Consider the following 23,934-nt stretch of genomic DNA (forward strand, 5'->3'; position numbering starts at 1 on the left):
CTTGTGTACAGGGATAGTGTATACACGGCGGCATGGGCGATAAAACAATCGTCTGTATGCGGCAGCGGCGCTGCACACTTGAGATTCCAAGCATCCGATGCGGCAAAACACCTATTATATTACCGCACTTGGGGACAAAAGTCAATCCGGGAAGCGGCGGCATCCGTCTGTCTTTTGGACGGATGGGTTCCGATGCTGTTGATATTGCAATGCATTGATAGAAGCTGGAAAATGTGATAGAGTAAATATAAAGAGAAACTAGACCGGCAACAGGAGATGAATTGATAGGAAAAGGAAAATAGCCATACCATTTGCTGCTGTAGTACTTATTCTGATCGGTGTTGCCGTTTGGTATTATACCCCAATTGACTTAATGGATTTAGATGATAAAGAAGTCGTGGAGATTGCTATTTTTAATGGCAGTAGTGGAAATATGACACATATCACCAATAAAGAACAAATTTGATATATTATGGATAATTTGAATGATGTTGCGGTAAAGAGGTCAAAACTATCTGTTGGATATTCTGGATTCGGTTTCGAATTAACTATCTATCGATCCGATGACCGGGAAGCAGAGGATTGGAATCATTTTATCATCAATTCAAGTGATACGGTTAGAAAGGACCCCTTTTTTTATTCGGTTGCAAAAGGCAAGATTGATTACGGCTACATTGAGAATATTGCAGCATAATGCAGATCTATTTCTAAATATACAAGGCACGGCTTGCGAATCTGCTGTAAGATTGGAAGATATCTGCCCCCGTCTTTTTGAGGACTTATATATTAAATTCATTCAAATGGGAAGCGGACGTGCGGCAGTGCCGGCAAAGTGCATAGCAAAACTTTAACAGAATAAAAACATTGCACGGAAACCGAGAAAATGGTATGATAAAATTAAATAACATGGGGCAAACAGTGTGGTGCTGTAGCCCTGTTTTATGGTGAAGGAGGGGCATGTTTGTGAAACCAATGCATATCACCGAAACGGTGCTGCGGGATGCGCAGCAGTCACTGATCGCAACCCGGATGCCGTTCGATGATTTTGAAACGGTGCTGGATCAGATGGATCAGGCCGGCTATTACTCGATCGAGTGCTGGGGCGGTGCAACATTCGACAGCTGCCTGCGGTATTTGAATGAAGATCCATGGGAGCGTTTGCGTAAGATACGGTCGCACATGAAGCAGACGAAACTGCAAATGCTGCTGCGCGGTCAGAATTTGTTGGGATATCATCATTATTCCGATGATACAGTGCGCCGTTTTGTGCGTAAGTGCATTGAAAACGGAATGGATATCATCCGTATTTTTGATGCGCTCAACGATTTGCGCAACATTGAAACGGCGGTAGATGCGTGTATTCAGGCGGGCGGACATGCACAGGGGTGCATTTGCTATACGCTCAGTCCGATCCACAATCTGGAGATGTTTGTTTCGCTCGGTAAGCAGATCGAGGCGATGGGATGCCATTCGCTGTGTATTAAGGATATGGCGGGCATTATGTCGCCGCAGGAATGTTATGATCTGGTCACTGCGCTGCGGCAGAACATCAGTCTGCCGGTTTATGTGCACACGCACGCAACCACCGGGTTGGGTTATATGACCTACCTTAAGGCGGCGGAGGCTGGGGCAGCCGGTATCGACTGCGCTACCTCATGTTTCTCGGGCGGTACCAGCCAGCCGGCCACCGAATCTATGGTGTATGCGCTGACCCAGATGGGATTTGACTGTGGTGTGGATGCGCGTGCGCTGAATCGGATCAATAACTTTTTCCTGCCGGTCAAGGAGGAATTTTCTGCGAACGGCATGTTTGATCCCTATGTGCTCTCCACCAAGACGGATGCATTGGTTTACCAGATCCCGGGTGGTATGCTGTCCAATTTGGTAGCGCAGCTCAAGGCGCAGAATGCGATCGACCGGTTGGATGAGGTGCTGGAGGAAACGCCGCGTGTGCGTGCGGATTTGGGCTATCCGCCCTTGGTAACGCCGCTCAGCCAGATGGTTGGCGTGCAGGCAACGGTTAACGTGCTGCTCGGTGAACGGTATAAGTCGATCGGCAAGGAGATCAAAAGCTATATCCGCGGTGAGTACGGCAAGGCGCCGGGGAAGATCGCTCCGGCTCTTGCAGAAGCCGTGCTGGGGGAGGAGCAGCCGATGACCGGACGCTATGCCGAAACGCTGCCGCCTGAGTTTGAGGCGGCAAGAGCACATCTCGGCAGCCGTGCCCGCTGTGAGGAGGATGTGCTGTCCTATATCGCGTTTCCGCAGCAGGCGGAACAGTTCTTTGACCGCCGCGAACGCACCTTTACAGCGAGCTACACGATTAAGGAGGTCATCTGATCATGGTTCACGGTCCGCTTGGGATGCTGGATGCGCTGATGGTGGCGCTGTCCGGCTTTGTGATCGTTTTTCTGATGCTGGCGCTGCTGTGGGGGCTGATTCTGGTCATTTCACGTGCGATTGCCGGGATAGAGCGTCATCCGCAGCCGGTGCATCATCCTGCTGCTGCGCCGTCCGCTCCGTTATCAAATGGAGCACCTGCTGCGCCCGCGGCTGTACCGGTGGCACTGGAGGGTGTGGATGAGCTTCAGGCAGCCTGTATTATGGCAATCGTCAGCCACCAAACCGGAATTCCGCTGGAACAGCTGGTATTTCGGTCGATCAAGGCGCTATAAGGGGGAAGAAAACGATGAAATATCTGGTAACACTCAATGGCAAACAGTATGAGGTCGAGGTGGAGCAGGCTTCGGTCAGTGCGGTGGAGGTCGGTGCAGCACCGGCAGCACCTGCTCCGGCACCGGCACCCGCCCCGGCTCCTGCGCCGGCGGCAGCAGCGCCGGCAGCCGCAGCCCCGGCCGGCGGCGAGACGGTTTCTGCGCCGATGCCCGGTACGATTTTAGATGTGCGCTGTGCAGCGGGGCAGGCAGTCAAGACCGGTGACGTATTGTTTATTCTGGAAGCAATGAAGATGGAAAACGAGATCTGTGCTCCGCATGATGGTACCATCCGGGCAGTGCAGGTGCAGAAGGGCGCAGCAGTGGAAACCGGCGCGGCGCTCTGCACGATGTAACAGGAGGGCGCGAACCATGCAATTTTCCTTCTTTGGTGCATTGCAGGAGATTTTGGCCGGTTCGGGATTTGCCGCGTTGGCGGAGGATCCGCGTAAGCTGGTTATGATCCTGATCGCCTTTGTCCTGCTGTATTTGGGCATCGGCAAAAAGTTTGAGCCGCTGCTGCTCGTGCCGATCGCATTCGGTATGCTGCTGTCCAACTTTCCGATTACGGGCTTGCTCAATCCGCCGGTGGGCGGAAGCAGCCCCGGCATGTTGTGGGTATTCTATCAGGGTGTAGAACACGCGATCTATCCTTCGATCATCTTTTTAGGCATCGGTGCGATGACGGATTTTGGCCCGCTGATCGCCCGTCCCTCTTCACTGCTGCTGGGTGCGGCAGCGCAGCTCGGCATTTTCGCTGCATTTCTGCTGGCGCTGGCCCTTGGCTTCCCGGAGGCAGTTGCTGCGGCGATCGGTATTATCGGCGGTGCGGACGGCCCGACAGCGATTCTGGTGGCATCGCGTCTGGCACGTGATTATCTGCCTGCGATTGCGATCGCGGCATATTCCTACATGGCGCTGATCCCGATGATCCAGCCGCCGCTGATGCGCATGCTGACCACGCAGAAAGAGCGTGAGATCAAGATGGAGCAGCTCCGTCCGGTCTCTAAAGCCGAGAAGATCATCTTTCCGATTGCGGTTGCGACCGTTGTGATCCTGCTCATTCCGGATACGGCGCCGCTGATCGGCATGCTGATGCTGGGCAACCTGCTGCGGGAGTGCGGTGTGACTGAGCGTCTGTCCGATACCGCGCAGAATGCGCTGTGCAATATCGTAACGATTTTCCTCGGCTTGTCGGTAGGCTGCAAGGCGGTAGCGGATACGTTCCTTACATGGGAGACGATCAAGATCATTGCTTTAGGATTGATCGCGTTTACGTTCTCGACCTGCGGCGGCCTGATCTTCGGTAAGGTCATGTGCAAGCTGACGGGCGGCAAGGTCAATCCGCTGATCGGCTCGGCGGGTGTTTCTGCGGTGCCGATGGCCGCACGTGTCTCTCAGGTGGAGGGGCAGAAGGCTAATCCGGCAAACTTCCTGCTGATGCACGCAATGGGGCCGAACGTGGCGGGCGTGATCGGTTCTGCTGTTGCGGCGGGTTTTATGCTGAAGGTATTCGGCGCATAACACAGGATTTTGTAAATAAAGACCGGCATATGCCAATAGGCATATGCCGGTCTTTTTGTATGCAGTCAAAATTTTACGATCCTGTGATGGGGTGTTTGGTGATAGATTGTTGACAAAAAACGCGAAACTGGTATAATAAAGAAAGAAATGAACGGGTGGTCTTTATTGTGCAGGTATTAAAGGATGAACTGAGGCATAAGATTTTGGTAGAGGCGCAGCATTTGTTTTTGCAGCGCGGCTATGCGCGAACTTCGCTGCAAATGATCGCAGATAAGGTGAACATCAGTAAAAGCAACTTCTATCATTATTTCAAGAATAAGGAAGATTTGTTTTATGAGCTGACGGACGGAGCGGCAGACGGACTGCGCAAACTGATCCTGCGGCTGCGGGATAAACGCTTTGATTTGCATACCGGACAGCGGGAATATCAGGTGTTGCTGACAGAGGAGGTCATCTCCCTTCTGCTGGCAGAAAAATATGGACTGCTGCTGATTATGGAGCAGGCTGAGGGCACACGGTATGAGCATCTGCGTCCCAGTATGATCGATATGCTGGCGGCAAAGATTGCACCGCTGTTGGCAGATGAGGATAATGCGCTGCTGCTGGCACAGGTCATGGCGAGCAATCTGCTGAATGGTACGGTACAGATATTGAAGAACCGGGTGCGTCCGCGTGAGGTGCGGATGAATCTTAACAAACTGGTCGAGTATCATACAAGGGGAATCAACGCGCTGCTCAAGCAGTAGGGAAATGCGATGGATATTATTCAAAGGCGCTGCCATAGGGGCAGCGCCTTTTTGAAAAGGAAAAGCGACTATATATTCATTATAATGGATTAAGTACAGAAATCGACAAATAATTCGTTCTATCGTGCGATAAAGCGGCATAGGTTGGAAACAGTCATAGTGTCAGCAGGCAGGGGGGACGATGGTGAAAGGTTTACCGGAGGAGCGCACGATACGGTTGGCGCAGTACATGGTGGAGGAACGCGCGACCGTGCGGCAGACAGCGGCACGGTTTGGCATTTCAAAATCCACGGTGCATAAGGATATTACGACTCGGCTGAAAAAACAAAATGCCGTCCTGTACGAACGGGTGCAGGAGGTGCTGCGCACGAATAAGCAGGAGCGCCATATTCGCGGCGGCATGGCCACACGGGAAAAGTATCGGGCAAAAGCAGCAGAAAGCCAGTCGGCATCCCGTCAATAAAACCGGTCATCCTGTAGTGCAGGATGACCGGTTAGCAGCATGGTATGTACTTAGTGCAGACCCAACTCATGTGCGCAGGACGCGCAGACATTCTTGCCCTTGTAGTGGATGATATCTTTTGCGTTGCCGCAGAAGATGCAGGACGGTTCATATTTTTTCAGAATAATCTGATCGCCGTCTACATAGATCTCCAAGGCATCCTTCACGTCGATATCCATGGTGCGGCGCAGTTCGATGGGTAGTACGATACGCCCCAGCTCATCCACTTTTCGAACGATTCCGGTCGATTTCATTGAGAAACACTCCTTCATTTCTTTTCTGTCAATTCTATCAATGTTTGTATCACAACCTCCCAGAAGGGGGGATCGCGCGGGGAAAGGGGAAAGGTATCCATGCTCAGTTTGGTATGGGTCGGCTTTTTGGCAGCGGCACTGGTGTGCGGTGCGGCCTGTGGCCGGTTAGATGCCGTAACGGCTGCCGTCAGCACGGGGGCAGCGCAAGCGATTACGCTGGCGTTCAGCATAGCAGGCTTGATGTGCTTTTGGAGCGGCATGATGGAGCTGCTGCAGGCTTCCGGACTGGCGGATCGTCTGTCCCGTTTATTGATGCCGCTGCTGCGGCCGTTGTTTGGAAGCGCAGCCGAAGACCGGAAGGCCATGGAAGCAGTCAGCGCGAATGTTACAGCAAACCTGCTGGGGCTTTCCAATGCGGCAACGCCGCTGGGTCTTCGTGCCGTGGACCGTTTATATGCTCTTGCAGGGCGGCGCGGTGCACCGGACAGTGTGCTGACGCTGATTACGTTGAACACAGCATCGATCCAGCTGATTCCATCCACCGTAGCGGCGATCCGTGCCTCCTGCGGTGCAGCAGCACCGTTTGACATTATGCTGCCCGTATGGGGAGCATCTGCCGCTTCGGTGGTGGCGGTGCTGCTTAGTGGCCGGTTGATACGTCCACTGTTTCCGGATGAGAAATAATAGGAAATCTCCGGCTGCATTACAATTTGTATTATTGCATAAGCAGGAGAGGAAAAATGTCGAATTGCCTGTTATTACCATAAATATTTCCCGATTCGGGAAAAAGAAAATATATGAATGGGAAGAGGGAAATACGATGCAGAGTGTATTGGTGCCGATGCTGCTGGCAGGGATCGCAATTTATGCGTTGTGCAAAGGGGTAGATGTTTTCCCAACCTTCCTGCGTGGCGCACAAAATGGGTTGCAGACTGCTGTCAGTATTTTGCCGACCATGGTGGGCATGCTGACGGTGGTATACATGCTGCGCGCCTCGGGGGCGATCGACCTTGCTGCGGAGCTGTTGGCGCCGGTATTCCACCTGTTGGGCATTCCGGAAGAATGCGGTGCGCTGACGCTGCTCAAGCCGGTCAGCGGTGGCGGTGGATTGGCATTGGGCAGTGAGATCATGCAGCGGTGCGGGCCGGACAGCTATGCAGGCAGGGTAGCGGCAGTGATGCTGGGTGCATCCGAAACCAGTCTGTACACGATCAGTGTGTACGCGGGGCACATCGGGCTTCGTGGAACACGGTATGCTGTTCCTGCCGCATTGTGTGCGGATTTTACAGCATTTACCGTTTCTGCGCTGTTTGTGCGCTTGTTATTTCCCATTTAATTCATATTATACTGTGTTTTTTCAGTAATTACTATACACTACTAGGAATTTTGTAGAGTATACCAAACGACTATGATAATAATTGTGCAATATGTGAAATGGTTTGCAGGATAGGATGCACATGAAAAAAGGCGTTATGCACAATGCACAACGCCTTTCTGTTGTTTGGTTATTTAACGATTTCTTTACCGAAGGGGCCGTCGTATTCAAAGAAGCCCTTGCCGGTTTTTACGCCGAGCCAGCCGGCGCGCACCATCTTGCGCATCAGCGGATGCGGACGGTACTTGGGATCGCCGGTTTCACGGTACAGAGTCTCCATGATGGCAAGGTTGACATCGTGGCCAACCAAATCGGCCGTGTGGAGCGGGCCGGACTTCATGCCGGCGCCAAGCTGCATGGCAACATCAACGTCCGCAGGGGAGGCGATGCCGTCTGCAACGATGCCCATGGCCTCGTTCATCATCGGGATCAGGATGCGGTTTACAACAAAGCCCGGGCCTTCATGTACGGCAACAGGGGTCTTGCCGAGGGAGGTCATCAGGTCGAACGCAGTTTTGAAGGTTTCATCCGAGGTCTGGATCGCACGGGTGACCTCGACCAGCTTCATGATCTGCGCCGGGTTAAAGAAGTGGCAGCCAATTACCTTGTCGGAACGGGAAACGCAGGCAGCCATTTCGGTGGGCGAAAGCGCGGAGGTGTTGGAGGCAAAAATGGTGTGCGGCGGGCAAATCTTGTCCAGATCCTGCAACAGTTCCTTTTTCAGGTCCATGCGCTCCAGAATGACTTCCATAACGAAGTCTGCGTCGGCAGCAGCGCTGCGGTCTACCGAGGTTTTGAGTGCGCCAAGCAGCTCATTCTTACGCTCCTCGGTCATCTTCTCCTTCTTTACAAGGAAGGAAAGATCGCCGGTGATGGTTTTTACACCACGGTCAACGAATTCCTGCTTGATGTCGATCATCGTCACATCGTGGCCGTTGGTCAGGAATACCTCAGCGATACGTGCGCCCATGTTGCCGGCGCCGAATACACATACTTTCATGTTTATAAACCTCTCTCTCTCACTCTTGACGGATTGCGAATCGGCTTACTTGTTCTTGAACTCCTTCGCGGGCTTCTCCTTGTTCTTATCGAGGAAGTAGGCCATGCCATACTTCTGGTCCTCGGTAGCGAAGCACTGGCCGAAGCAGTTGCCTTCAAATTTGAGGGCGGAGTTCAGATCGGTCTGCATGCCGACATTGATCGCTTCCTTGCAGAGGGAAACGGCGATCGGCGCCTGCGCTGCGATCTCTTCCGCAAGCTTCATCGCCTCGTCCATCAGATCCTCGAGCGGATATACGTAATTTACCAGACCCATATCGAGCGCCTGCTGTGCAGTGTAGTTGCCGCGTGCCGTGTAAATCAGCTCCTTGGCCTTGCCCAGACCTACGATGCGCGCCAGACGCTGGGTACCGCCGCAGCCCGGGGTGATGCCCAGACCAACCTCCGGCTGACCAAACAGCGCATTGTCCGAGGCAAGACGGATGTCGCAGGACATTGCCAGCTCGCAGCCGCCGCCGAGGCAGAAGCCGTTGATCGCCGCGATAACCGGGCGCTTGAAGTTTTCGATCTTCCAGCAGACACGGTTGGAATCGTTGCCGAAGAACTTGCCCTCTTCCACCGTCATGGTGGACATCTGTGCGATATCAGCGCCGGCAACGAAGGAGTTGACCGTTTTGCCCTTCTTGTTGACGGTAGAGGAGCCGGTCAGAACGACACAATATACATCGTCCATCTTGCCGACCTCGTCAAAGGCCTCCTCCAACTGGGCGTACATGTCGGTGGACAGTGCGTTCATCGCCTTCATGTGCTCGATCTTAACAACAGCTACATGGCCCTTTTTCTCGATTACTACATCGGTCATTGGTAAAGACTTCCTTTCCAAAATAATGACACTGGTCGTTGGGAAAAGTGATTTCCCATGCAACATCCGAACCGGATATTGCAGATGAATAAAACGGAAAAATCATGGATTTTCCGTTTTTCCTGTTTCCCCACATCAGGCCGCACAAAAACGGCAAAATGCGGGCAGCCTGTACACAGCCAGATAATAAACCGTGACAGGGGATATAGGGGGTACAGGGTACCCCCTATATTTCATAAGCTTACTTGCAGAGCTCGTCGCGCTCTACGATGATGGCTTCGCCCATACCGCCGCCGATGCACATGGTAGCAAGGCCGAGGGTCAGGTCGCGCTTGATCATTTCGTAAATCAGGGTGGTGGTGATGCGGCAGCCGGCAGCGCCGATCGGGTGGCCGAGCGCAATGGCACCGCCGTTTACGTTTACGATATCCATGTTAAAGCCAAGCTCGCGGTTAACAGCGGCAGCCTGTGCGGCAAACGCCTCGTTGGACTCGATCAGGTCGAGATCGGCAACGGTCAGACCGGCGCGCTTCAGCGCCTGACGGGTGGACTCGATCGGGCCGACACCCATGATGGACGGATCGCAGCCGACAGAACCGAAGGAGCGGATCTTGGCCAGCGGCTTGAGGCCATGCGCCTTGACGAAGTCCTCGGAAGCGATGATCATGGCAGCGCCTGCATCGTTGATACCGGAGGCATTGCCGGCGGTAACGGTGCCGTCCTTCTTGAAGGCCGGGCGCAGCTTAGCCAGACCCTCGAGGGTGGTCTGTGCACGGCAGTGCTCATCGGTATCGAAAACAACGGTTTCCTTCTTCTTCTTTACTTCGATCGGAACGATTTCGTCCTTAAAGCGGCCGGAGGAGATCGCCTTGGCAGCCTTCATCTGGGACTCATAGCCGATCTGATCCTGCATCTCGCGGGTGATGCCGTACTGCTCGGCAACATTTTCCGCAGTGATGCCCATGTGGTACTGGTTGAATACGTCAAATACGCCGTCATAAACCATCATATCAACGAACTTTACGTCGTTCATACGGGCGCCCCAGCGCATGTTGCGGGAGATGTACGGTGCGCCGGACATGGATTCGCAGCCGCCGACCAGCATCATGCCGTTCTCGCCTTCGCCGGAGCGGATGATCTGGGAACCGAGGGAGATCGCACGCATAGAGGACGCGCAGACCTTATTCAGGGTCATGGCCGGGGTGGTGATCGGCATATCGATGCCGAGGGATACCTGACGGGCTACGTTCTGGCCTACGCCGCCCTGCAGTACCTGACCGAACAGCACTTCATCGATGGCGGTCTTGTCAACGCCGGCGCGCGCAACAGCAGCATTGGCAGCAGCAATGCCGAGCTGGGCAGCGGGTACGTCGCGCAGGGTGCCGCCATAGGTACCGATCGCGGTACGGGCAGCGGAACAGATGTAAACGTTCATGGGTCTATTTCTCCTTTTCTCTTCTGGTATATTGCCGGAAACCGGCTTTTATAATAGTAGCCTGCAAAAGCACGCTGTTAATATTTTATAAAAAACACAGTAGATTGCAAGTGCTTTTTGCAAAGTTTATCAAATGTTTGAAACTTGCCCAAAACATATACAGCATGCACATAAAATCCAATCGGGATTTAATCGTTTGCCAGCCCCATCAGCTCATCGCGGAAGATGCGTTCGTCCATCAGCTTGATGGTGCCGTCTTCCTGATAAGCGATCTGCGGTACAAATTCCATCTGATCAAGGATCTGGGTCTGCAGATCAATACCGGGAGCGATCTCGATCAGGGTAACGCCTTCCGGACGCAGCTCGAATACCGCGCGCTCGGTGATGTACAGTACCGGCTGATGAACCTTGTTAGCATAGATGCCGGAGAAGGTGATGTGCTCAACTTCCTTAACGAACTTCTTCTTTTCGCCTTCCTGCAGGATGTTGATCTTGCCGTCCGCTACTTCTACCTTAAGACCCTTGGCGGTGAAGGTGCCGCAGTAGCAGACCTTCTTGGCGTTCTGGGTGATATCAACAAAGCCGCCGGAGCCTGCCAGACGGGTGCCGAATTTGGATACATTCAAGTCGCCGTTCGGTGCGGTTTCCGCCAGACCGAGGAAGGCAATATCCAGACCGCCGCCCTGATAGAAGTCGAACTGTACGTTATGCTCAAGGATGGCTTCTGCATTGGCGGAAGCGCCGAACTGCGGGCCTGCCAGCGGGATGCCGCCGATCGGGCCGGCCTCGACGGTCAGCGTCATCTTATCTGCGATGCCCTCTTCTGCTGCAACGCTGGCGATCTGCTCCGGCATACCGGTGCCGAGGTTGACGATCGCATCGTTCGACAGCTCCATCGCCGCACGGCGGGCAACGACCTTGCGCTGGTTGAGCGGGATCGGCGGGATCGCATCAAGCGGGATGGTGTATTCGCCGGCAGCAGCGCCGTCGTACGGTACACCGATGCACTGCATGTTGTCCTCCGGCTCGCCGACAACAACGGCATCAACATAGATGCCGGGGATCTTGACGAGCTTGGGATCGAGCGAACCGGCCGCTACGATCTTTTCAACCTGTACGATGACCTTGCCGCCCGAGTTCTTGCACGCCTGTGCCATGGCGGTGGAGTCCAGCGGGCCAACCTCGCGGTGAACGGTGCAGTTGCCGCGCTCGTCGCAGTAGGAGGCACGCAGGAAAACGACATTGATCGGGAAGCCCTTATACAGCAGGCGTTCCTGACCCTCGATCTCGATCAGCTTGACCAGATCTTCCTTCGTCACATCATTCAGCTTGCCGCCGCCGTTGCGGGGATCAGCAAAGGTGTAAAGGCCAACATGGGTAATGGTGCCGATGTTGTGCGCTGCAATATCGCGGTACATGTGCGCGATAACACCCTGCGGCAGGTTGTATGCCTCGATTTTATTTTCGAGCGCCAGCTTGCCCAGTCCGGGGGCACGGTCCCAGTGTCCGCCGACCACGCGCTTGACCATGCCCTCGTGGGCAAAGTGGTCACCGCCCGAGCCGGGGGTGCCGCGGAAGCCCTGACCGGCTGCGTAGAACAGGGTCATGTTATTCGGATGACCGGTCTCTACAAAGCGCTTCTCCAGAGCCTTGGAGAGAGTCTCCGGGCAGGCGCAGCTAACGAAACCGCCGGTAGCGATGGTATCGCCATCGTTTACCAGAAGGGCGGCCTCCTCCGCCGTCAGAACTTTTACTTTCTTCATGTCAATCAATCCTTTTTGTGTTTTTCTAAGGTTTGAATTTCGCGAATGACACTGTGCACATCCTCTGCGGAGACAGAGACGAGCCGGATGTCGGCGTCAATATCCTCGTAAAGGTATTCGCAGCCGGTGCAGCCGCGCAGGATCACGAGCACGTCATAGTGCACGCCATCCTCCGGCAGGGAGAAGCTGGCCGTGCCGGACAGTGCTTCGCGGATCGTGCGGTAGGCTTCGCCGCGGTCATACCGCGGGTTGCAGCCGCCGCAGAACTTTACGGTGCATTGCAGCACGGTGCATGGCTCCTTTCTTTTGCCGATTGCAAACATAGGCACTCATGGAATGACCGTGAGTGCCTATGCTTCGCGCAAAAATTACTGGATGCGGGCAATCTTCTTGGCCAGTTCCTTCTTCATTTCGAGGTTGGACTGACGGGCGATCATGATGCGCTGCGCCTGCGGGGAACCTGCGCCGTGCATGGATTCCGGCAGGTAGCCGACAGCGGCGGTGCCCATGGTCATGTTCTCGATCAGGCGGAGGACACGCATACGATCCTCGGTCGGAACGGAAGCAACACCCTTGAGGTACTTTTCGATGTAATCATGGGTTGCCGGGTTACGGTAATCCGCCTCAGAGGGCTGGGTCACCATAATACCGCCAGCCAGATCCTGTGCCAGACGAGCGATTTCATACGGGAAGCGGGTGACGTTCTGCTTGCAGACATTTGCCAGCAGCAGGTCGATCAGGTAGTTGCCCGCCTTGGTCTTGGTGCCCTGCGAAGAGCAGGCGATACCGCAGCAGTACAGGGTCTCGTTCAGGTGGGTCATCTCGATCAGCTTATCCTTTACATGGGACGCCTTGGAGGAACCCGCCATATCACCGGCCAGTGCGGTCGCGCCGATCAGCACGTCGCCTACGCCGACCTTGCAGCCGCCGTAGCTCTGACGGTGATAGCCTGCGAAGCGCTCAACGATCATGCCGGCAAACTTAACCTCGCCGTTGAGGAAGATGCGGTCGTTCGGAACGAACACGCGGTCGAAAATAACCAGAACCTCGTGGCCGCCGTATACCTTGTTGCCTACGTCGATATCGTTGTACTGCTCGGTCTTGCGGGTATCGCAGGACTGACGGCCGTAAATCAGGGTGATGCCCTCAGAATCGGTCGGAACGGCGAAGGAGATCGCGTAGTCCTCATCGCCTTCACGCATGGAGATGGTCGGCATGACCAGCACCTCGTGCGAGTTGACAAAGCCGGTCTGATGTGCCTTGGCGCCGGTAACGTATACGCCGTCCGCGGTGCGCTCGACAACGTGCAGGTACAGATCGGGATCGGCCTGCTTGGACGGAGCTAGGCTGCGGTCGCCCTTGACGTCGGTCATGGCGCCGTCAACGGCAAGATCCTCGTCCTGTACGCGGGTCAGGAACTTAACGAAGTTCTCGTGGTACTTGGTGCCGCAGGCTTCGTCGATTTCGTAGGTGGAGGAGAACACGGCGTTCATCGCGTCCATGCCGACGCAGCGCTGGAAGCAGGCTGCGGTCTTCTGGCCGAGCAGGCGCTGCATCTTGACCTTCTTGATCAGGTCGTCGGTCGACTGGTGCATGTGGGTGAAGCGGTTGATCTTCTTGCCCGAAATATGCGAGGTAGCGGTCATCAGATCCTCGTACTGGGGATCTTCGGCCAGCTCATAGGTAGCGGCGAAGGAATTGAGGGAGGGGCGGATGATCTCGTTATCTACGGGGTTCTCCACCTTCTCGCCGAACATGTACAGGTTGAGGTGCAGTTTGCGCAGGGACTCGATGTACTGCTCTTTGGTCATCATAGTGATCAAGTTTCCTTTCTTTTTGTGTTTTCAGTGAAGTGGGTCGCTTATACTGAAAAAAGGCGGGGAACGCGGGGTTCCCCGCCTGTATCAGGCGAAACGCTTAAATCAGAAGCACTCGCGGTATACGCGCTCGCTCAGCTCGATGCTCCACGGGCGGTAGGAGTTGGTGATCAGACGCTGCTGGTTTGCATCAACAGAGAGTGCAAAGCTCTTTACGTCCTCATCCTTAAAGCCGTACTCGTGCAGGGGCTTGAGCGGCAGAACCTTCTCGAGGGTCACGTTCAGGGTGCGCAGTGCATCATCCTTGGTGCAGCCGAGGCAGCGTGCAACGATTTCCTTGAACTTGCCGAGCTCGCCTTCCGGATTGTACTCGTCGTACATCTCGAGGATCTTGCCGAACAGAGCATAGTTGGACTCGCCGTGCGGTACGTGGTAGGTGCCGCCGAGCGGGAAGGACATGCCGTGCACGGTAGCGCAGCCGGCCTTCAGGAAGGCGATGCCTGCGAACAGGGAAGCGGTAACGAACTCGCCGAGGTAATCCATGCGGGCATCCGGGCCTTCGAGCGCGATGCGGCGGAAGCCTTCGAGGATCATCTCCGTTGCCTTGACTGAGTACATCTCAGAGGTAACGGTCTTGCGGTGCGGGGAGAGGAAGGACTCAGTCGCGTGGATCAGCGCGTCGATCGCAGAAGCGGCGAACGGCTTGTACGGCAGGGTCTTGAGCAGATCCGGGATCAGGCAGACCTTGTTCGGGATGATGTCGTCGGAAACCAGGCCGAGCTTGGTCTCGCCGCCGGTCAGAACGCCGTCCTTCTCATCCTTAACGATGGCAACCGAGATGTTGGTAACCTCGGAACCGGTGCCGCAGGTGGTCGGGATCGCGATAACTTCCTTTTCATGTACAACAGGCTCGCGCTTGAAGTACAGCTCATGTACAGAGGACGGACGCTTGCAGCCAAGCAGCTTGCAAAGGTCCATGATAGCGCCGCCGCCGACAGCGATGACGCGGTCGTAGGAGTCGTACGGAATGGCTTCGTACATGGTTTCGATCATCGCCTCGGAAGGCTCGCCTACACCGAACTTCTCCTGGAATACGAACTTGCTCGGCAGGCCAAGCTCCTCCATGAAGGGCTTGTAGATAAACTCGTTGGTGAGGACAACGTCGCGCTCGCCGAGCTTGAACTTCGCTGCGAAATCAGCAAAGTTAGCAAACTTGTAAATGGTCGGGGCAATGACGATCTCTCTCTTGTCCTGCATCAGGGAAGCGCTGAAAGCATCCATAGCCATAATTGAACATCTCCATTTCTAAAATTTTATAAAAGGCCGTGCGGGCTTTTTATGCGTTTGACAGGCCGTAGCTGTCCTGTGCCTCTATTGTAACAAATCGGCGTCAGGAGTTCAACACAAATAACCAAAAAAATCATCAGAAATTAACCAATCATTCCTGTACAAATAGACAATAAAAAATCCCGCATGTTCAATACGGGATTATTTTATCGCATTTATGCGTATTTGTAAATGGTTTGATGGTGAAAACCACCGAAAAGTTTTTGCATTGATTTCCGTTCTTTAGCTGTTTTGTGAAAAACGGCTCAAAAATGCACGGGTACGCTCATTTTTGGTATTTTCGAACAGGTCGGTGGGGGTGCCCTCCTCCACGATAACACCGCCGTCCATGAACAGCACGTGGTCGGCCACATCGCGGGCGAAGGCCATTTCGTGTGTGACGATGATCATCGTGGTGTGCTGATCCGCCAGCGAGCGGATGACGCGCAGCACTTCGCCGGTCAGCTCCGGGTCGAGCGCGGAGGTCGGTTCGTCAAAGCACAGGATATCAGGCTGCAGGGCAAGGGCGCGGGCGATCGCCACGCGCTGCTGCTGCCCGCCGGAAAGCTGGTGCGGATAATGGCTCATGCGCCCCTCCAGACTCATCTGGCTGAGCAGACCGATGGCGCGGTGCTCGATCTCCTCATGGATGGCGTGTTTGTTCTGCTTATAGTCGGGGCGCTCCTTGGCCAGCAGCAGGCTGGCGAGCATCACGTTTTCCAGCGCGGTATACTGTGGGAACAGATTGAAGGACTGAAAAACCATGCCGAAATGCAGCCGCTTTTTGCGGATCTCCGCATCGCTTTGCGAGGCGTGCTCACTGGCATCGAACAGGGTTTCACCGTTCACAATGATGCGGCCTGCGTTCGGCGTTTCCAGAAAATTCAGGCAGCGCAGCAGTGTGGTCTTGCCTGAGCCGGACGAACCGATCACAGCAAGCGCCTTGCCGCGTTCGAGTGAAAAGCTGATATCGTTCAGCACCTGTGTGGAGCCGAAGCTCTTGTGAATGTTTTGTACTTCTAAAATGGGCATAGCGGCTCCCTCCTTACCGGAAATAGTCAAGTTTGCGTTCCAGCCGTTCGAGCAGTACGGTCAGAATACCGTTGAAGATCAAATAATAGATAGCGGTGAAAAACAGCGGCCAGATCACGCCTGAAATGCCCTGTGAGCCTTTCATAAAGGCCTGACCGGCCCAGATGATCTCCTGCAGGGCGATAATGCGGGCCAGCGAGGTATCTTTGACCAGCGTGATGATCTCGTTGGACATCGGCGGCACGATTCGCTTGATCATTTGCAGCAGCGTGACCTTGAAAAAGATCTGCCGGCGGGTCATGCCGAGCACCAGACCGGCTTCCTGCTGTCCGCGCGGTACGCCCTGAATGCCGCCGCGGTAGATTTCGGAAAAATAGCAGGCGTAATTGAATACAAAGGCCACGGCGGAGGCGGTGAAACGCCCGGCTTCCGAGCCGCCCCAAATCGGATTGCCCAGCACCAGACCGGGGAAATAGTAGATGATCAGCAGCTGGATCATCAGCGGTGTGCCGCGCACGACCCAGACGACCAAACGGGTCAGCGCGCGGATCGGGCGGATGTTGGACAGCCACTTGCCGAAGCGGCCCTGCGGCGCAAGCCCAACGGCGGAAAACAGCCAGCCGAGGGGACGCCAGTTGTTCATGGAGCCGAACGAAATGATCAGGCCCAGCGGGATCGCACCCAAAAGGGTCACCGCAAACAGCTTTAAGGTTTGCACAAAGCCGACGTTCAGCGCATGGATGACGATCGGCAGGTGCTCGGGATTGATATTCATACAACCATCCTGTCTTATAAAATTAAAATACGGGTGTTTTCACAGTAGGGGGATACGGAGAAACGCGCAAAACCCACGCACATGTCGCGGGTTGGACGGCCTGCCCGGCAGTGGGGCCGCATGGCACGGGGACTGCCTGAAAAAGGAAGCTTGGGCAGACAAACGGCAGAGAGCGGTTTCCCGCTCTCTGTCCGTAATCGGTATGGGATTTACTGCTCGATCAGCGCGGCCTGCACACCGTACTGTTCGGCAATTTTCATCATGGTGCCGTCTTCATAGCAGGTTTTAAAGAACTCGTTGAGCTTTTCCGTCAGATCGGAGCCCTTGCGGAAGCCAACGCCGTATTCCTCGCTGTTCAGGCCGACCGTGTAGGTCAGGTTGGCGTAGCTGGTGCCTTCGCCCACCATGGCAGCAGCCATCAGCGAGTCGATCACAGCGGCCTCTGATGTACCCGAGGCAACCTCCATCAGGGCGGTCGCCTGATCAGCTACTTCGGTAAAGGAAGCGCCCAGTGCTTCTACCTCATCCTTGCCGGCTGAGCCGGTTTCCACCGCGAAGGACAGGCCCTTTACGCTTTCCGCGTCCTGATAATCCGCAGCCTTGTCGCTGGGGACGATCACGACCTGCGCATTGCTGCAGTAGGCGTTGGAGCAGGACATGGCGCTCTTGACCTCGTCGGTCAGCGTCATGCCGTTCCACACTACGTCGATGGTTTTGCCGTCCAGTTCCATGACCTTGCTGTTCCAGTCGATGAGCTGGAACTCCGCCTTTACGCCGAGGCTCTCGGCAAAGGCCTTGGCAAGATCGGCGTCAAAGCCGATCCATTCACCGCTTGCGTCCTGATAATCCATCGGCTCAAATTCGGTGATGCCGACGACCAGCGTGCCCTTATCCTGCACATAGGCCAGATCGCTCTGCGCTGCATCTGCGCCGCTGTCTGCTGCGCCGCCGTCCGCGTTGTTATTGCTGCTGCCGCAGCCGGCGAGCAGGGTGGCGGTCATCGCGCCGGTGAGAAGAAGTGCCAATAGCTTTTTCGTTTTCATGAGGTACCCTCCTGATCGGCAGCCTGCTTGGCTGCCCTGTGAAATTCTTTTACCATTGTACCACTTTATTTAAGAAAATCAAGAAAAACTTTTGGAGCGGTTTTGGGTTTCTTTTGGTATTATGTGGCACCCTGCTTGACCTTGTGAAAATTGCATAGTATACTCATGTAGTATCCGTGTTCGTTATTGGGATATTACAAAAAAATAAATTGAAATATATGTAAGTGGAGGGTCAGGTAAAATGGATTACACGGCACTTTATCAGAGCAAATTGACAACGGCGGAAGAGGCCGTAAAAGTAGTAAAATCGGGTGATTGGGTGGATTACGGCTGGTGCGTCGGCACGCCAGACGTACTCGATCAGGCGATGGCCAAGCGGCTGCCCGAACTGCACGATGTAAATTTCCGCGGCGGCGTGCTCATGCGCGTGCCCGCGATCTACCAGATCGAAGATCCCGCGGCGCACATGACATGGAACTCCTGGCACATGTCGGGGATCGAGCGCAAGTTCATTGCGACGGGCGCAGGCTTCTACGCGTCGATGCGGTATTCTGAGTTGCCGCGATTCTACCGTGAAAACATCGGCCACGTGGATGTGGCGATGCTGCAGGTTGCGCCGATGGATGCGCACGGCTATTTCAGCTTTGGCCCGCAGGCTTCGCACCTGCGTGCGGTGTGCGATGTGGCGGATAAGATCATTCTGGAAGTGAATGAAAATATGCCGCGCTGCCTGGGCGGTATGGAGGACTGCATCCACATTTCCGAGGTGGATATGATCGTGCAGGGCGATAACGCGCCCATGCCGCAGCTCGGCTCGGTACCCGCGACCGATGTGGACCGCAAGGTGGCGGAGCTGATCGTGGCACAGATCCCGAACGGCGCCTGCCTCCAGCTTGGCATCGGCGGCATGCCGAATACCGTAGGTGCGCTGATCGCCGAGTCGGATCTGAAGGATCTGGGCGTGCACACCGAAATGTATGTGGACGCATTTGTGGATATTGCAATGGCAGGCAAGATCAACGGCTCGAAGAAAATGATCGACCGCGGCCGTCAGGCCTATGCTTTCGCAGCGGGTACGCAGAAGTTGTATGATTACCTGAACGACAACCCGCAGTGCGCATCGGTACCGGTCGATTATACCAATGATGTGCGCGTGATTGCGCAGATCGACAACTTTATTTCGATCAACAACGCGGTCGATATCGACCTGTACGGTCAGGTGAATGCGGAATCGGCCGGCACTAAGCAGATCTCCGGTACCGGCGGCCAGCTTGATTTCGTAATGGGTGCGTACCTTTCCAACGGTGGCAAGAGCTTTATCTGTCTGTCCTCCACCTTTAAGCAGAAGGACGGCACGCTGGCTTCCCGTATCCGCCCGACGCTGTCGAACGGCTCGATCGTGACCGATCCGCGCTCGGCTACCCAGTATGTGGTCACCGAGTACGGCATGGTCAACCTTAAGGGCAAATCTTCGTGGGAGCGTGCAGAGGCGCTGATCTCGGTGGCACATCCGGATTTCCGCGAGCAGCTGATCAAAGATGCGGAAAAGATGGGCATCTGGAAGCGTACCAACAAAATCTGATGACGGTTTACGAAAGCAGCCCTGCGGGGCTGCTTTCAGCTTGTTGAAAAAGTATTCGCGCCGCAGTGCGTATTCAATAGAAAATTGCAGCAAGCTGCAATTTTCATAAAAAGCCGCGACCGGCACGTGGGTTTTTATACAAGACGACGGAGAATTGTGCCCAAAGGGCGCAGTTCGCAGTCGCAAATTCGATCGAAAGCGTGGTTTCGATCGAGAGACTGCTCGAAAAAACGAAGTTTTTCGACAGTCTCGAAGCAGCCCTGCGGGGCTGCTTTTTTATTTCCATCTGGCATTGAAAAAAACGCAAAAACTGACACTTTCTAAAATGCCAGAAAAGGCATACAATAAGACCATAACAGAAAAGAAGGTGCCGGATATGGAACACAAAAAACTCAGATCATTGATTTTTGCCGCACTGCTCGCTGCGCTGACTACGGTGGCTACCATGGTCATTCGGATTCCTACACCTACGCTCGGCTATATCCATCTGGGAGATGGTCTGGTGCTGGCCTGCGGTATTTTGCTGGGCCCGGGACTGGGGGCGCTGGCAGCGGGCATTGGTTCGATGCTGGCAGACCTGTTCGGTGGATATATGGCTTGGGTGCCGGGCACATTTGCCATTAAGGCGCTGACGGCGCTGGTTGGCGGTTGGCTTTATCACCGGCTGACCAAGCATGAGCATTGGAACACCCCGATGCGTGTGGCGCTGTGCGGCATACCGGCGGAGATTGTGATGGTAGCGGGCTATTTCTTGTATGAAGTCGGTATGGAAACGGTTGCAGGAAGCACAGTAGGGGCTGCTGCCGCGGCAGTGCTGGCCGGCGTGCCGTTCAACATGGTGCAGGGATTAGCCGGTGTGATCGTTTGCGCCGTGCTGCTGCCGGTGCTCAGCCATGCGAGCACAGAGATGGGCGAGCGTATGCGGGTCTGATAAATGGATTTTTCCTTGGAAGTTGAGGACCGGGGCAGTACCCCGGTCCTTTACTTGTGCCTGCAGTGTTCCGGCCATTGCGCCGGGCTGTGCAGGTATATGATACTGATGTTATGTGTCGGCAGGCAGCAGCAGCAGATTCAAATCGACCGGCCCGCTGATCCCGGGCACAGTTCCCTGATCGGTGTATTGCCACATGGCAAAGCCGCCGGATAAGGTGGGGAATGTGGTATAATCGGCAAACCAGATGGGGTAGTGATCCAACTGCTTCATGTCGTACATGGTACCGGCCCAATCGTTGTTGGTGTAGATCATGGGAAGATAACCGGCTTCGTGGATCCGTCGGCAGAACGCAAGAGCGTTTTTGGTGGCCTGTTCGCCGGTCAGTCCATCTGTTCGCGCCTGATCGGCGGTATATTCCTCCTGATCATACACAACAGGATAATCGACCGGATGTCCGTCGATCAGCTCGAGCAGATAGTCGGCTTCCTGCACGGCCTCCTCTTCGTTCAGCGCCTGTGAAAACAGATATACGCCTACATGCAGACCGGCAGCCGCAGCGCCATCGATATTGCGTGCAAAGGTATCATCCGGCACCAGCTTGCCGGTTTCATAGCCGCGGTAGGCGGCACGGATGATCGCAAACTCGGCGCCGGCTGCTTTTACAGCAGGCCAGTCGATCTCGCCCTGAAAGATGGAAACATCCACCCCGGGTACGGCGCGGACACGGTCATCTGCATTTTCGTAAGTATAGAACGGCGCACCGGTTTGCAGCAGGCTGCTGTCGACCGGCAGATTGCGCAGCCCCAGCTCGTTTTTGATGATGCTGTGCTGCATACGGTAAACGGCAAACAAAGACAGGCCGACAATCACGATCAATATAGGCAGCAGGATGAGCAGCAGGCGGCGTCTCTTGTTGGGGGTGCGCCGTGGACGGCGCGGATATTGCGGTTGTGACATAGAAAGGCTCCTTGTGGAATTATGGTACGGAAAAACAGCAGGAGAACCGGAAGCGGTTGTCCTATTATTTTATCATATCACATGATTCGTGTTTTTTCCACATAAAAGACAGGGAGGCCGTGTTGGTTTTCGTGTTGCATGCCCTTGTTTTTAGCGATTTTTACGCATCATTTATGACTGTGGATAATCATGTAAAACGGCTTCAAACCCGCACCACGCTTAAGGAAATGAAAACGCCCGCATCATGCGGGCGTTTCGTGATTGGAGCGGATGATGGGAGTCGAACCCACCTATGCAGCTTGGGAAGCTGCCGTTCTACCGATGAACTACACCCGCAGGATACTATATTATTGTAATCGCAGGTACATGGTTTGTCAAGATAAAGTTAAGATGTCAACTATTTATAAAAATAGGTTGACAATGACGGAAGGGCGTGATATACTGCATCCAGCAAGAACGGGGGGATTCCAATGGATAGAAAAATCAACGAAAGAACGCAGATGCTGACCATGAGTGCATTGTTTGCCGCCTTGATTGCGGTGGGGGCATTTATTCGGGTACCGGTGCCGATGTGGCCGTTTACGCTGCAAACCCTGTTTACCACATTGGCAGGATTGCTGCTTGGGCCGCGGTATGGCACACTGGCGTGCATAGCCTATATGGTGTTGGGTCTGGTTGGACTTCCGATTTTTACCGGCGGCGGTGGTCCACAGTATATTTTTCAGCCGACTTTTGGCTGTATTGCAGGATTTGCGGTCGGGGCGTGGTTGGCCGGCAGTATCATGCAGCGGCTGCAGCGGCGGGGCTTTCGTCAGGTTCTGTTGGCGGCACTGGTGAATATGGCAGCGGTTTATGTGGTCGGTATGGCGTGGTTTTGGTGCATCAAGGCATTTTATCTGCATGATCCGATTGGCGTTTGGACGTTGTTTGTCACGTGCTTTGTGCCGACGATTGGGGTGGATGTGTTCAAGGCTGCTGCTGCGGCAGCGTTGGCGGTGCGGTTGGCGCCCGTGCTCGGTACCTATCGGCAGACGGCTGCATGATACAGCTTTTCTGAGACTGTCGAAAAACTTCGTTTTTCCGACAATCCGAGGTTGGACTGCGCCAAACATGAACGAGAAAAAGTTCCTGAGCAGAAACTTTTTCTCTCTCAAAGTATAAAAAGTCAGGTACTTGTCCTGACTTTTTATGCATTTGCGCTGCAAATGCTGTTTTATGCGCGCTGCTGCGCATATTGCTGACACCCATCGACAACATACTTTTTTGACAGGCTGTGAAAAGAACGCGGAAGCGTTCTTTTCTTTTACGGATAGCTGTGATATAATCAGTGCAAAGATACGGCAGCCTGTCGGTGGCAGCACCGGCAGGCTGGAGAATTGGTGCGATTCAGACAGGAGGCGTAACCATGAAAAAGCAAGTATGGATTCTTGCGGCGGTCGTTGTGATCGTTGCAATAGTGATTGGTGCAGTGGTATTTGGCTTTTTGGCAGGCGAAGAGGAACCGGCGCCCAAACCGCCGGTCACCGATCCGGTGCCGGAGCCGAAACCGGAGCAGCCGGATGACGGGGATAAGGCTCCGGTGCAGCCGGTTGATCCCAATCCGTCCGGCGGGGATTCGGTGGTTGTTTATGTACCGGATGAGCAGGGGGAAAGCCTGACACCGGTGGGCGCAGATGCAAAGGATGACTCCAATCAGGCCTTGATCGATGCCCTGATTCAGGCCGGTTCCCTGCCCGAAGGGGTGAAGGTGCAGTCCTCCGAAACAGCGGACGGCATTCTGACGCTTGATCTCAACACGGTTTATGGGGATGCGGTACGCTCGTCCGGTACGACCGGGGAAAGTATGCTGATTTTTTCGCTGGTCAACACATTTGTGCAGGCACGCGGCGTGGACAGTGTGCTGCTGACCGTAGATGGCGCACCGCTGGAAAGCGGGCACGAGATTTATGACTATCCGCTGCAGGCAACCAACTGAGTACGGATCAGCAAAAAGGCTTCGGCATCGCCGAAGCCTCAGTCTGTCGAAGAAGTATTTTGTTGATGCGTTTCACCAATACGCGCGGCAGCGCGCATCAAACAGCATTTGCTTTGCAAATGCATAAAAGCTGGGGGCGCGTACCTCAGCTTTTATACTTTGAGAGAGAAAAAGTTTCTGCACAGGAACTTTTTCTCGTCCATGTTTGGCGCAGTCCAAACATAGATTGTCGGAAAAACGAAGTTTTTCGACAGTCTCAGGCTTCGGCATTGCCGAAGCCTTTTGTTTCGCTCAAAACCTGATGATTGGATCATTCACA

The 23,934-nt window shown here is 54.6% G+C and carries 25 protein-coding genes and 1 tRNA gene; 13 read left to right on the forward strand and 13 right to left on the reverse strand.

The window, feature by feature from the left end:
• Positions 1–972 precede the first annotated feature (972 nt).
• From T363_RS0103705 to T363_RS0103730, 6 genes are all read left to right on the forward strand, one after another.
• Positions 973–2,340 carry a pyruvate carboxylase subunit B gene (locus T363_RS0103705; protein WP_242840225.1) on the forward strand — a complete coding sequence of 456 codons (1,368 nt, stop codon included), beginning with the start codon at positions 973–975 and terminating at the stop codon, positions 2,338–2,340.
• A gap of 2 nt (positions 2,341–2,342) precedes the next feature.
• Positions 2,343–2,675, forward strand: a complete 333-nt coding sequence (locus T363_RS0103710; RefSeq protein WP_031473361.1) for an OadG family protein — start codon at positions 2,343–2,345, stop codon at positions 2,673–2,675.
• 14 nt (positions 2,676–2,689) lie between these two features.
• Positions 2,690–3,070 (forward strand): biotin/lipoyl-containing protein, encoded by a 381-nt coding sequence (locus T363_RS0103715; RefSeq protein WP_031473363.1) that lies wholly within the window; start codon positions 2,690–2,692, stop codon positions 3,068–3,070.
• 16 nt (positions 3,071–3,086) lie between these two features.
• Positions 3,087–4,238 (forward strand): sodium ion-translocating decarboxylase subunit beta, encoded by a 1,152-nt coding sequence (locus T363_RS0103720; RefSeq protein WP_031473365.1) that lies wholly within the window; start codon positions 3,087–3,089, stop codon positions 4,236–4,238.
• Between the two features lie 167 nt (positions 4,239–4,405).
• Positions 4,406–4,984 carry a TetR/AcrR family transcriptional regulator gene (locus T363_RS0103725; protein WP_161645941.1) on the forward strand — a complete coding sequence of 193 codons (579 nt, stop codon included), beginning with the start codon at positions 4,406–4,408 and terminating at the stop codon, positions 4,982–4,984.
• 184 nt (positions 4,985–5,168) lie between these two features.
• Positions 5,169–5,447: a sporulation transcriptional regulator SpoIIID gene (locus tag T363_RS0103730; RefSeq protein WP_031473369.1), complete on the forward strand. Its 279-nt coding sequence runs from the start codon at positions 5,169–5,171 to the stop codon at positions 5,445–5,447.
• Between the two features lie 50 nt (positions 5,448–5,497).
• Here the strand turns inward: T363_RS0103730 and T363_RS0103735 are convergent, their stop codons facing one another.
• Complete coding sequence (locus tag T363_RS0103735; protein ID WP_031473371.1) at positions 5,498–5,740, reverse strand: AbrB/MazE/SpoVT family DNA-binding domain-containing protein; 243 nt, start codon at positions 5,738–5,740, stop codon at positions 5,498–5,500.
• 99 nt (positions 5,741–5,839) lie between these two features.
• Here T363_RS0103735 and T363_RS0103740 point away from each other — a divergent pair, with 99 nt between their 5' ends.
• A complete protein-coding gene (locus T363_RS0103740; protein ID WP_031473373.1) occupies positions 5,840–6,424 on the forward strand; it encodes a nucleoside recognition domain-containing protein in 585 nt (194 codons plus the stop codon).
• Positions 6,425–6,560: 136 nt separating this feature from the next.
• Positions 6,561–7,076 (forward strand): nucleoside recognition domain-containing protein, encoded by a 516-nt coding sequence (locus T363_RS0103745; RefSeq protein ID WP_031473375.1) that lies wholly within the window; start codon positions 6,561–6,563, stop codon positions 7,074–7,076.
• 169 nt (positions 7,077–7,245) lie between these two features.
• Here the strand turns inward: T363_RS0103745 and T363_RS0103750 are convergent, their stop codons facing one another.
• From T363_RS0103750 to T363_RS0103795, 10 genes are all read right to left on the reverse strand, one after another.
• Positions 7,246–8,115 (reverse strand): 3-hydroxyacyl-CoA dehydrogenase NAD-binding domain-containing protein, encoded by an 870-nt coding sequence (locus tag T363_RS0103750; RefSeq protein WP_031473377.1) that lies wholly within the window; start codon positions 8,113–8,115, stop codon positions 7,246–7,248.
• Positions 8,116–8,160: 45 nt separating this feature from the next.
• Complete coding sequence (locus tag T363_RS0103755) at positions 8,161–8,976, reverse strand: enoyl-CoA hydratase-related protein (protein WP_031473379.1); 816 nt, start codon at positions 8,974–8,976, stop codon at positions 8,161–8,163.
• 241 nt (positions 8,977–9,217) lie between these two features.
• Positions 9,218–10,411: an acetyl-CoA C-acetyltransferase gene (locus T363_RS0103760; protein ID WP_031473381.1), complete on the reverse strand. Its 1,194-nt coding sequence runs from the start codon at positions 10,409–10,411 to the stop codon at positions 9,218–9,220.
• A 188-nt stretch (positions 10,412–10,599) separates the two neighbouring features.
• A complete protein-coding gene (locus tag T363_RS0103765; RefSeq protein ID WP_031473383.1) occupies positions 10,600–12,174 on the reverse strand; it encodes an acyl CoA:acetate/3-ketoacid CoA transferase in 1,575 nt (524 codons plus the stop codon).
• A gap of 5 nt (positions 12,175–12,179) precedes the next feature.
• A complete protein-coding gene (locus T363_RS14420; protein WP_154658731.1) occupies positions 12,180–12,461 on the reverse strand; it encodes a hypothetical protein in 282 nt (93 codons plus the stop codon).
• An 81-nt stretch (positions 12,462–12,542) separates the two neighbouring features.
• A complete protein-coding gene (locus T363_RS0103775; protein ID WP_031473385.1) occupies positions 12,543–13,994 on the reverse strand; it encodes a 4-hydroxyphenylacetate 3-hydroxylase family protein in 1,452 nt (483 codons plus the stop codon).
• A gap of 102 nt (positions 13,995–14,096) precedes the next feature.
• Entirely contained in the window at positions 14,097–15,278 is a 1,182-nt protein-coding gene (locus T363_RS0103780; RefSeq protein WP_242840223.1) for a 4-hydroxybutyrate dehydrogenase, read from the reverse strand.
• A 282-nt stretch (positions 15,279–15,560) separates the two neighbouring features.
• Positions 15,561–16,349 carry an amino acid ABC transporter ATP-binding protein gene (locus tag T363_RS0103785; RefSeq protein WP_031473389.1) on the reverse strand — a complete coding sequence of 263 codons (789 nt, stop codon included), beginning with the start codon at positions 16,347–16,349 and terminating at the stop codon, positions 15,561–15,563.
• Positions 16,350–16,362: 13 nt separating this feature from the next.
• On the reverse strand, positions 16,363–17,124 hold the full coding sequence (locus T363_RS0103790) for an amino acid ABC transporter permease (RefSeq protein WP_031473391.1): 762 nt from the start codon (positions 17,122–17,124) through the stop codon (positions 16,363–16,365).
• Positions 17,125–17,333: 209 nt separating this feature from the next.
• Positions 17,334–18,167, reverse strand: a complete 834-nt coding sequence (locus tag T363_RS0103795) for a transporter substrate-binding domain-containing protein (RefSeq protein ID WP_031473393.1) — start codon at positions 18,165–18,167, stop codon at positions 17,334–17,336.
• Between the two features lie 241 nt (positions 18,168–18,408).
• Between T363_RS0103795 and T363_RS0103800 the strand changes: the two genes are divergently transcribed.
• Positions 18,409–19,749 (forward strand): butyryl-CoA:acetate CoA-transferase, encoded by a 1,341-nt coding sequence (locus T363_RS0103800; protein ID WP_031473395.1) that lies wholly within the window; start codon positions 18,409–18,411, stop codon positions 19,747–19,749.
• Positions 19,750–20,125: 376 nt separating this feature from the next.
• On the forward strand, positions 20,126–20,680 hold the full coding sequence (locus T363_RS0103805) for an ECF transporter S component (protein WP_031473397.1): 555 nt from the start codon (positions 20,126–20,128) through the stop codon (positions 20,678–20,680).
• Between the two features lie 111 nt (positions 20,681–20,791).
• Here T363_RS0103805 and T363_RS0103810 read toward each other — a convergent pair whose 3' ends face one another.
• Both T363_RS0103810 and T363_RS0103815 read right to left on the reverse strand, forming a co-directional pair.
• Positions 20,792–21,640 carry a glycoside hydrolase family 25 protein gene (locus T363_RS0103810; RefSeq protein ID WP_051643069.1) on the reverse strand — a complete coding sequence of 283 codons (849 nt, stop codon included), beginning with the start codon at positions 21,638–21,640 and terminating at the stop codon, positions 20,792–20,794.
• Positions 21,641–21,902: 262 nt separating this feature from the next.
• A tRNA-Gly gene (locus tag T363_RS0103815) sits at positions 21,903–21,976 on the reverse strand.
• A gap of 134 nt (positions 21,977–22,110) precedes the next feature.
• Between T363_RS0103815 and T363_RS0103820 the strand changes: the two genes are divergently transcribed.
• From T363_RS0103820 to T363_RS15950, 3 genes are all read left to right on the forward strand, one after another.
• Entirely contained in the window at positions 22,111–22,683 is a 573-nt protein-coding gene (locus T363_RS0103820) for a biotin transporter BioY (protein WP_031473401.1), read from the forward strand.
• Positions 22,684–23,045: 362 nt separating this feature from the next.
• Positions 23,046–23,615: a GerMN domain-containing protein gene (locus T363_RS15000; RefSeq protein ID WP_051643070.1), complete on the forward strand. Its 570-nt coding sequence runs from the start codon at positions 23,046–23,048 to the stop codon at positions 23,613–23,615.
• Between the two features lie 65 nt (positions 23,616–23,680).
• Complete coding sequence (locus T363_RS15950) at positions 23,681–23,917, forward strand: hypothetical protein (protein ID WP_154658732.1); 237 nt, start codon at positions 23,681–23,683, stop codon at positions 23,915–23,917.
• Positions 23,918–23,934: the final 17 nt, after the last annotated feature.

Origin of the sequence: Agathobaculum desmolans ATCC 43058, assembly GCF_000701665.1 — a bacterium.
Lineage (GTDB): Bacteria > Bacillota > Clostridia > Oscillospirales > Butyricicoccaceae > Agathobaculum > Agathobaculum desmolans.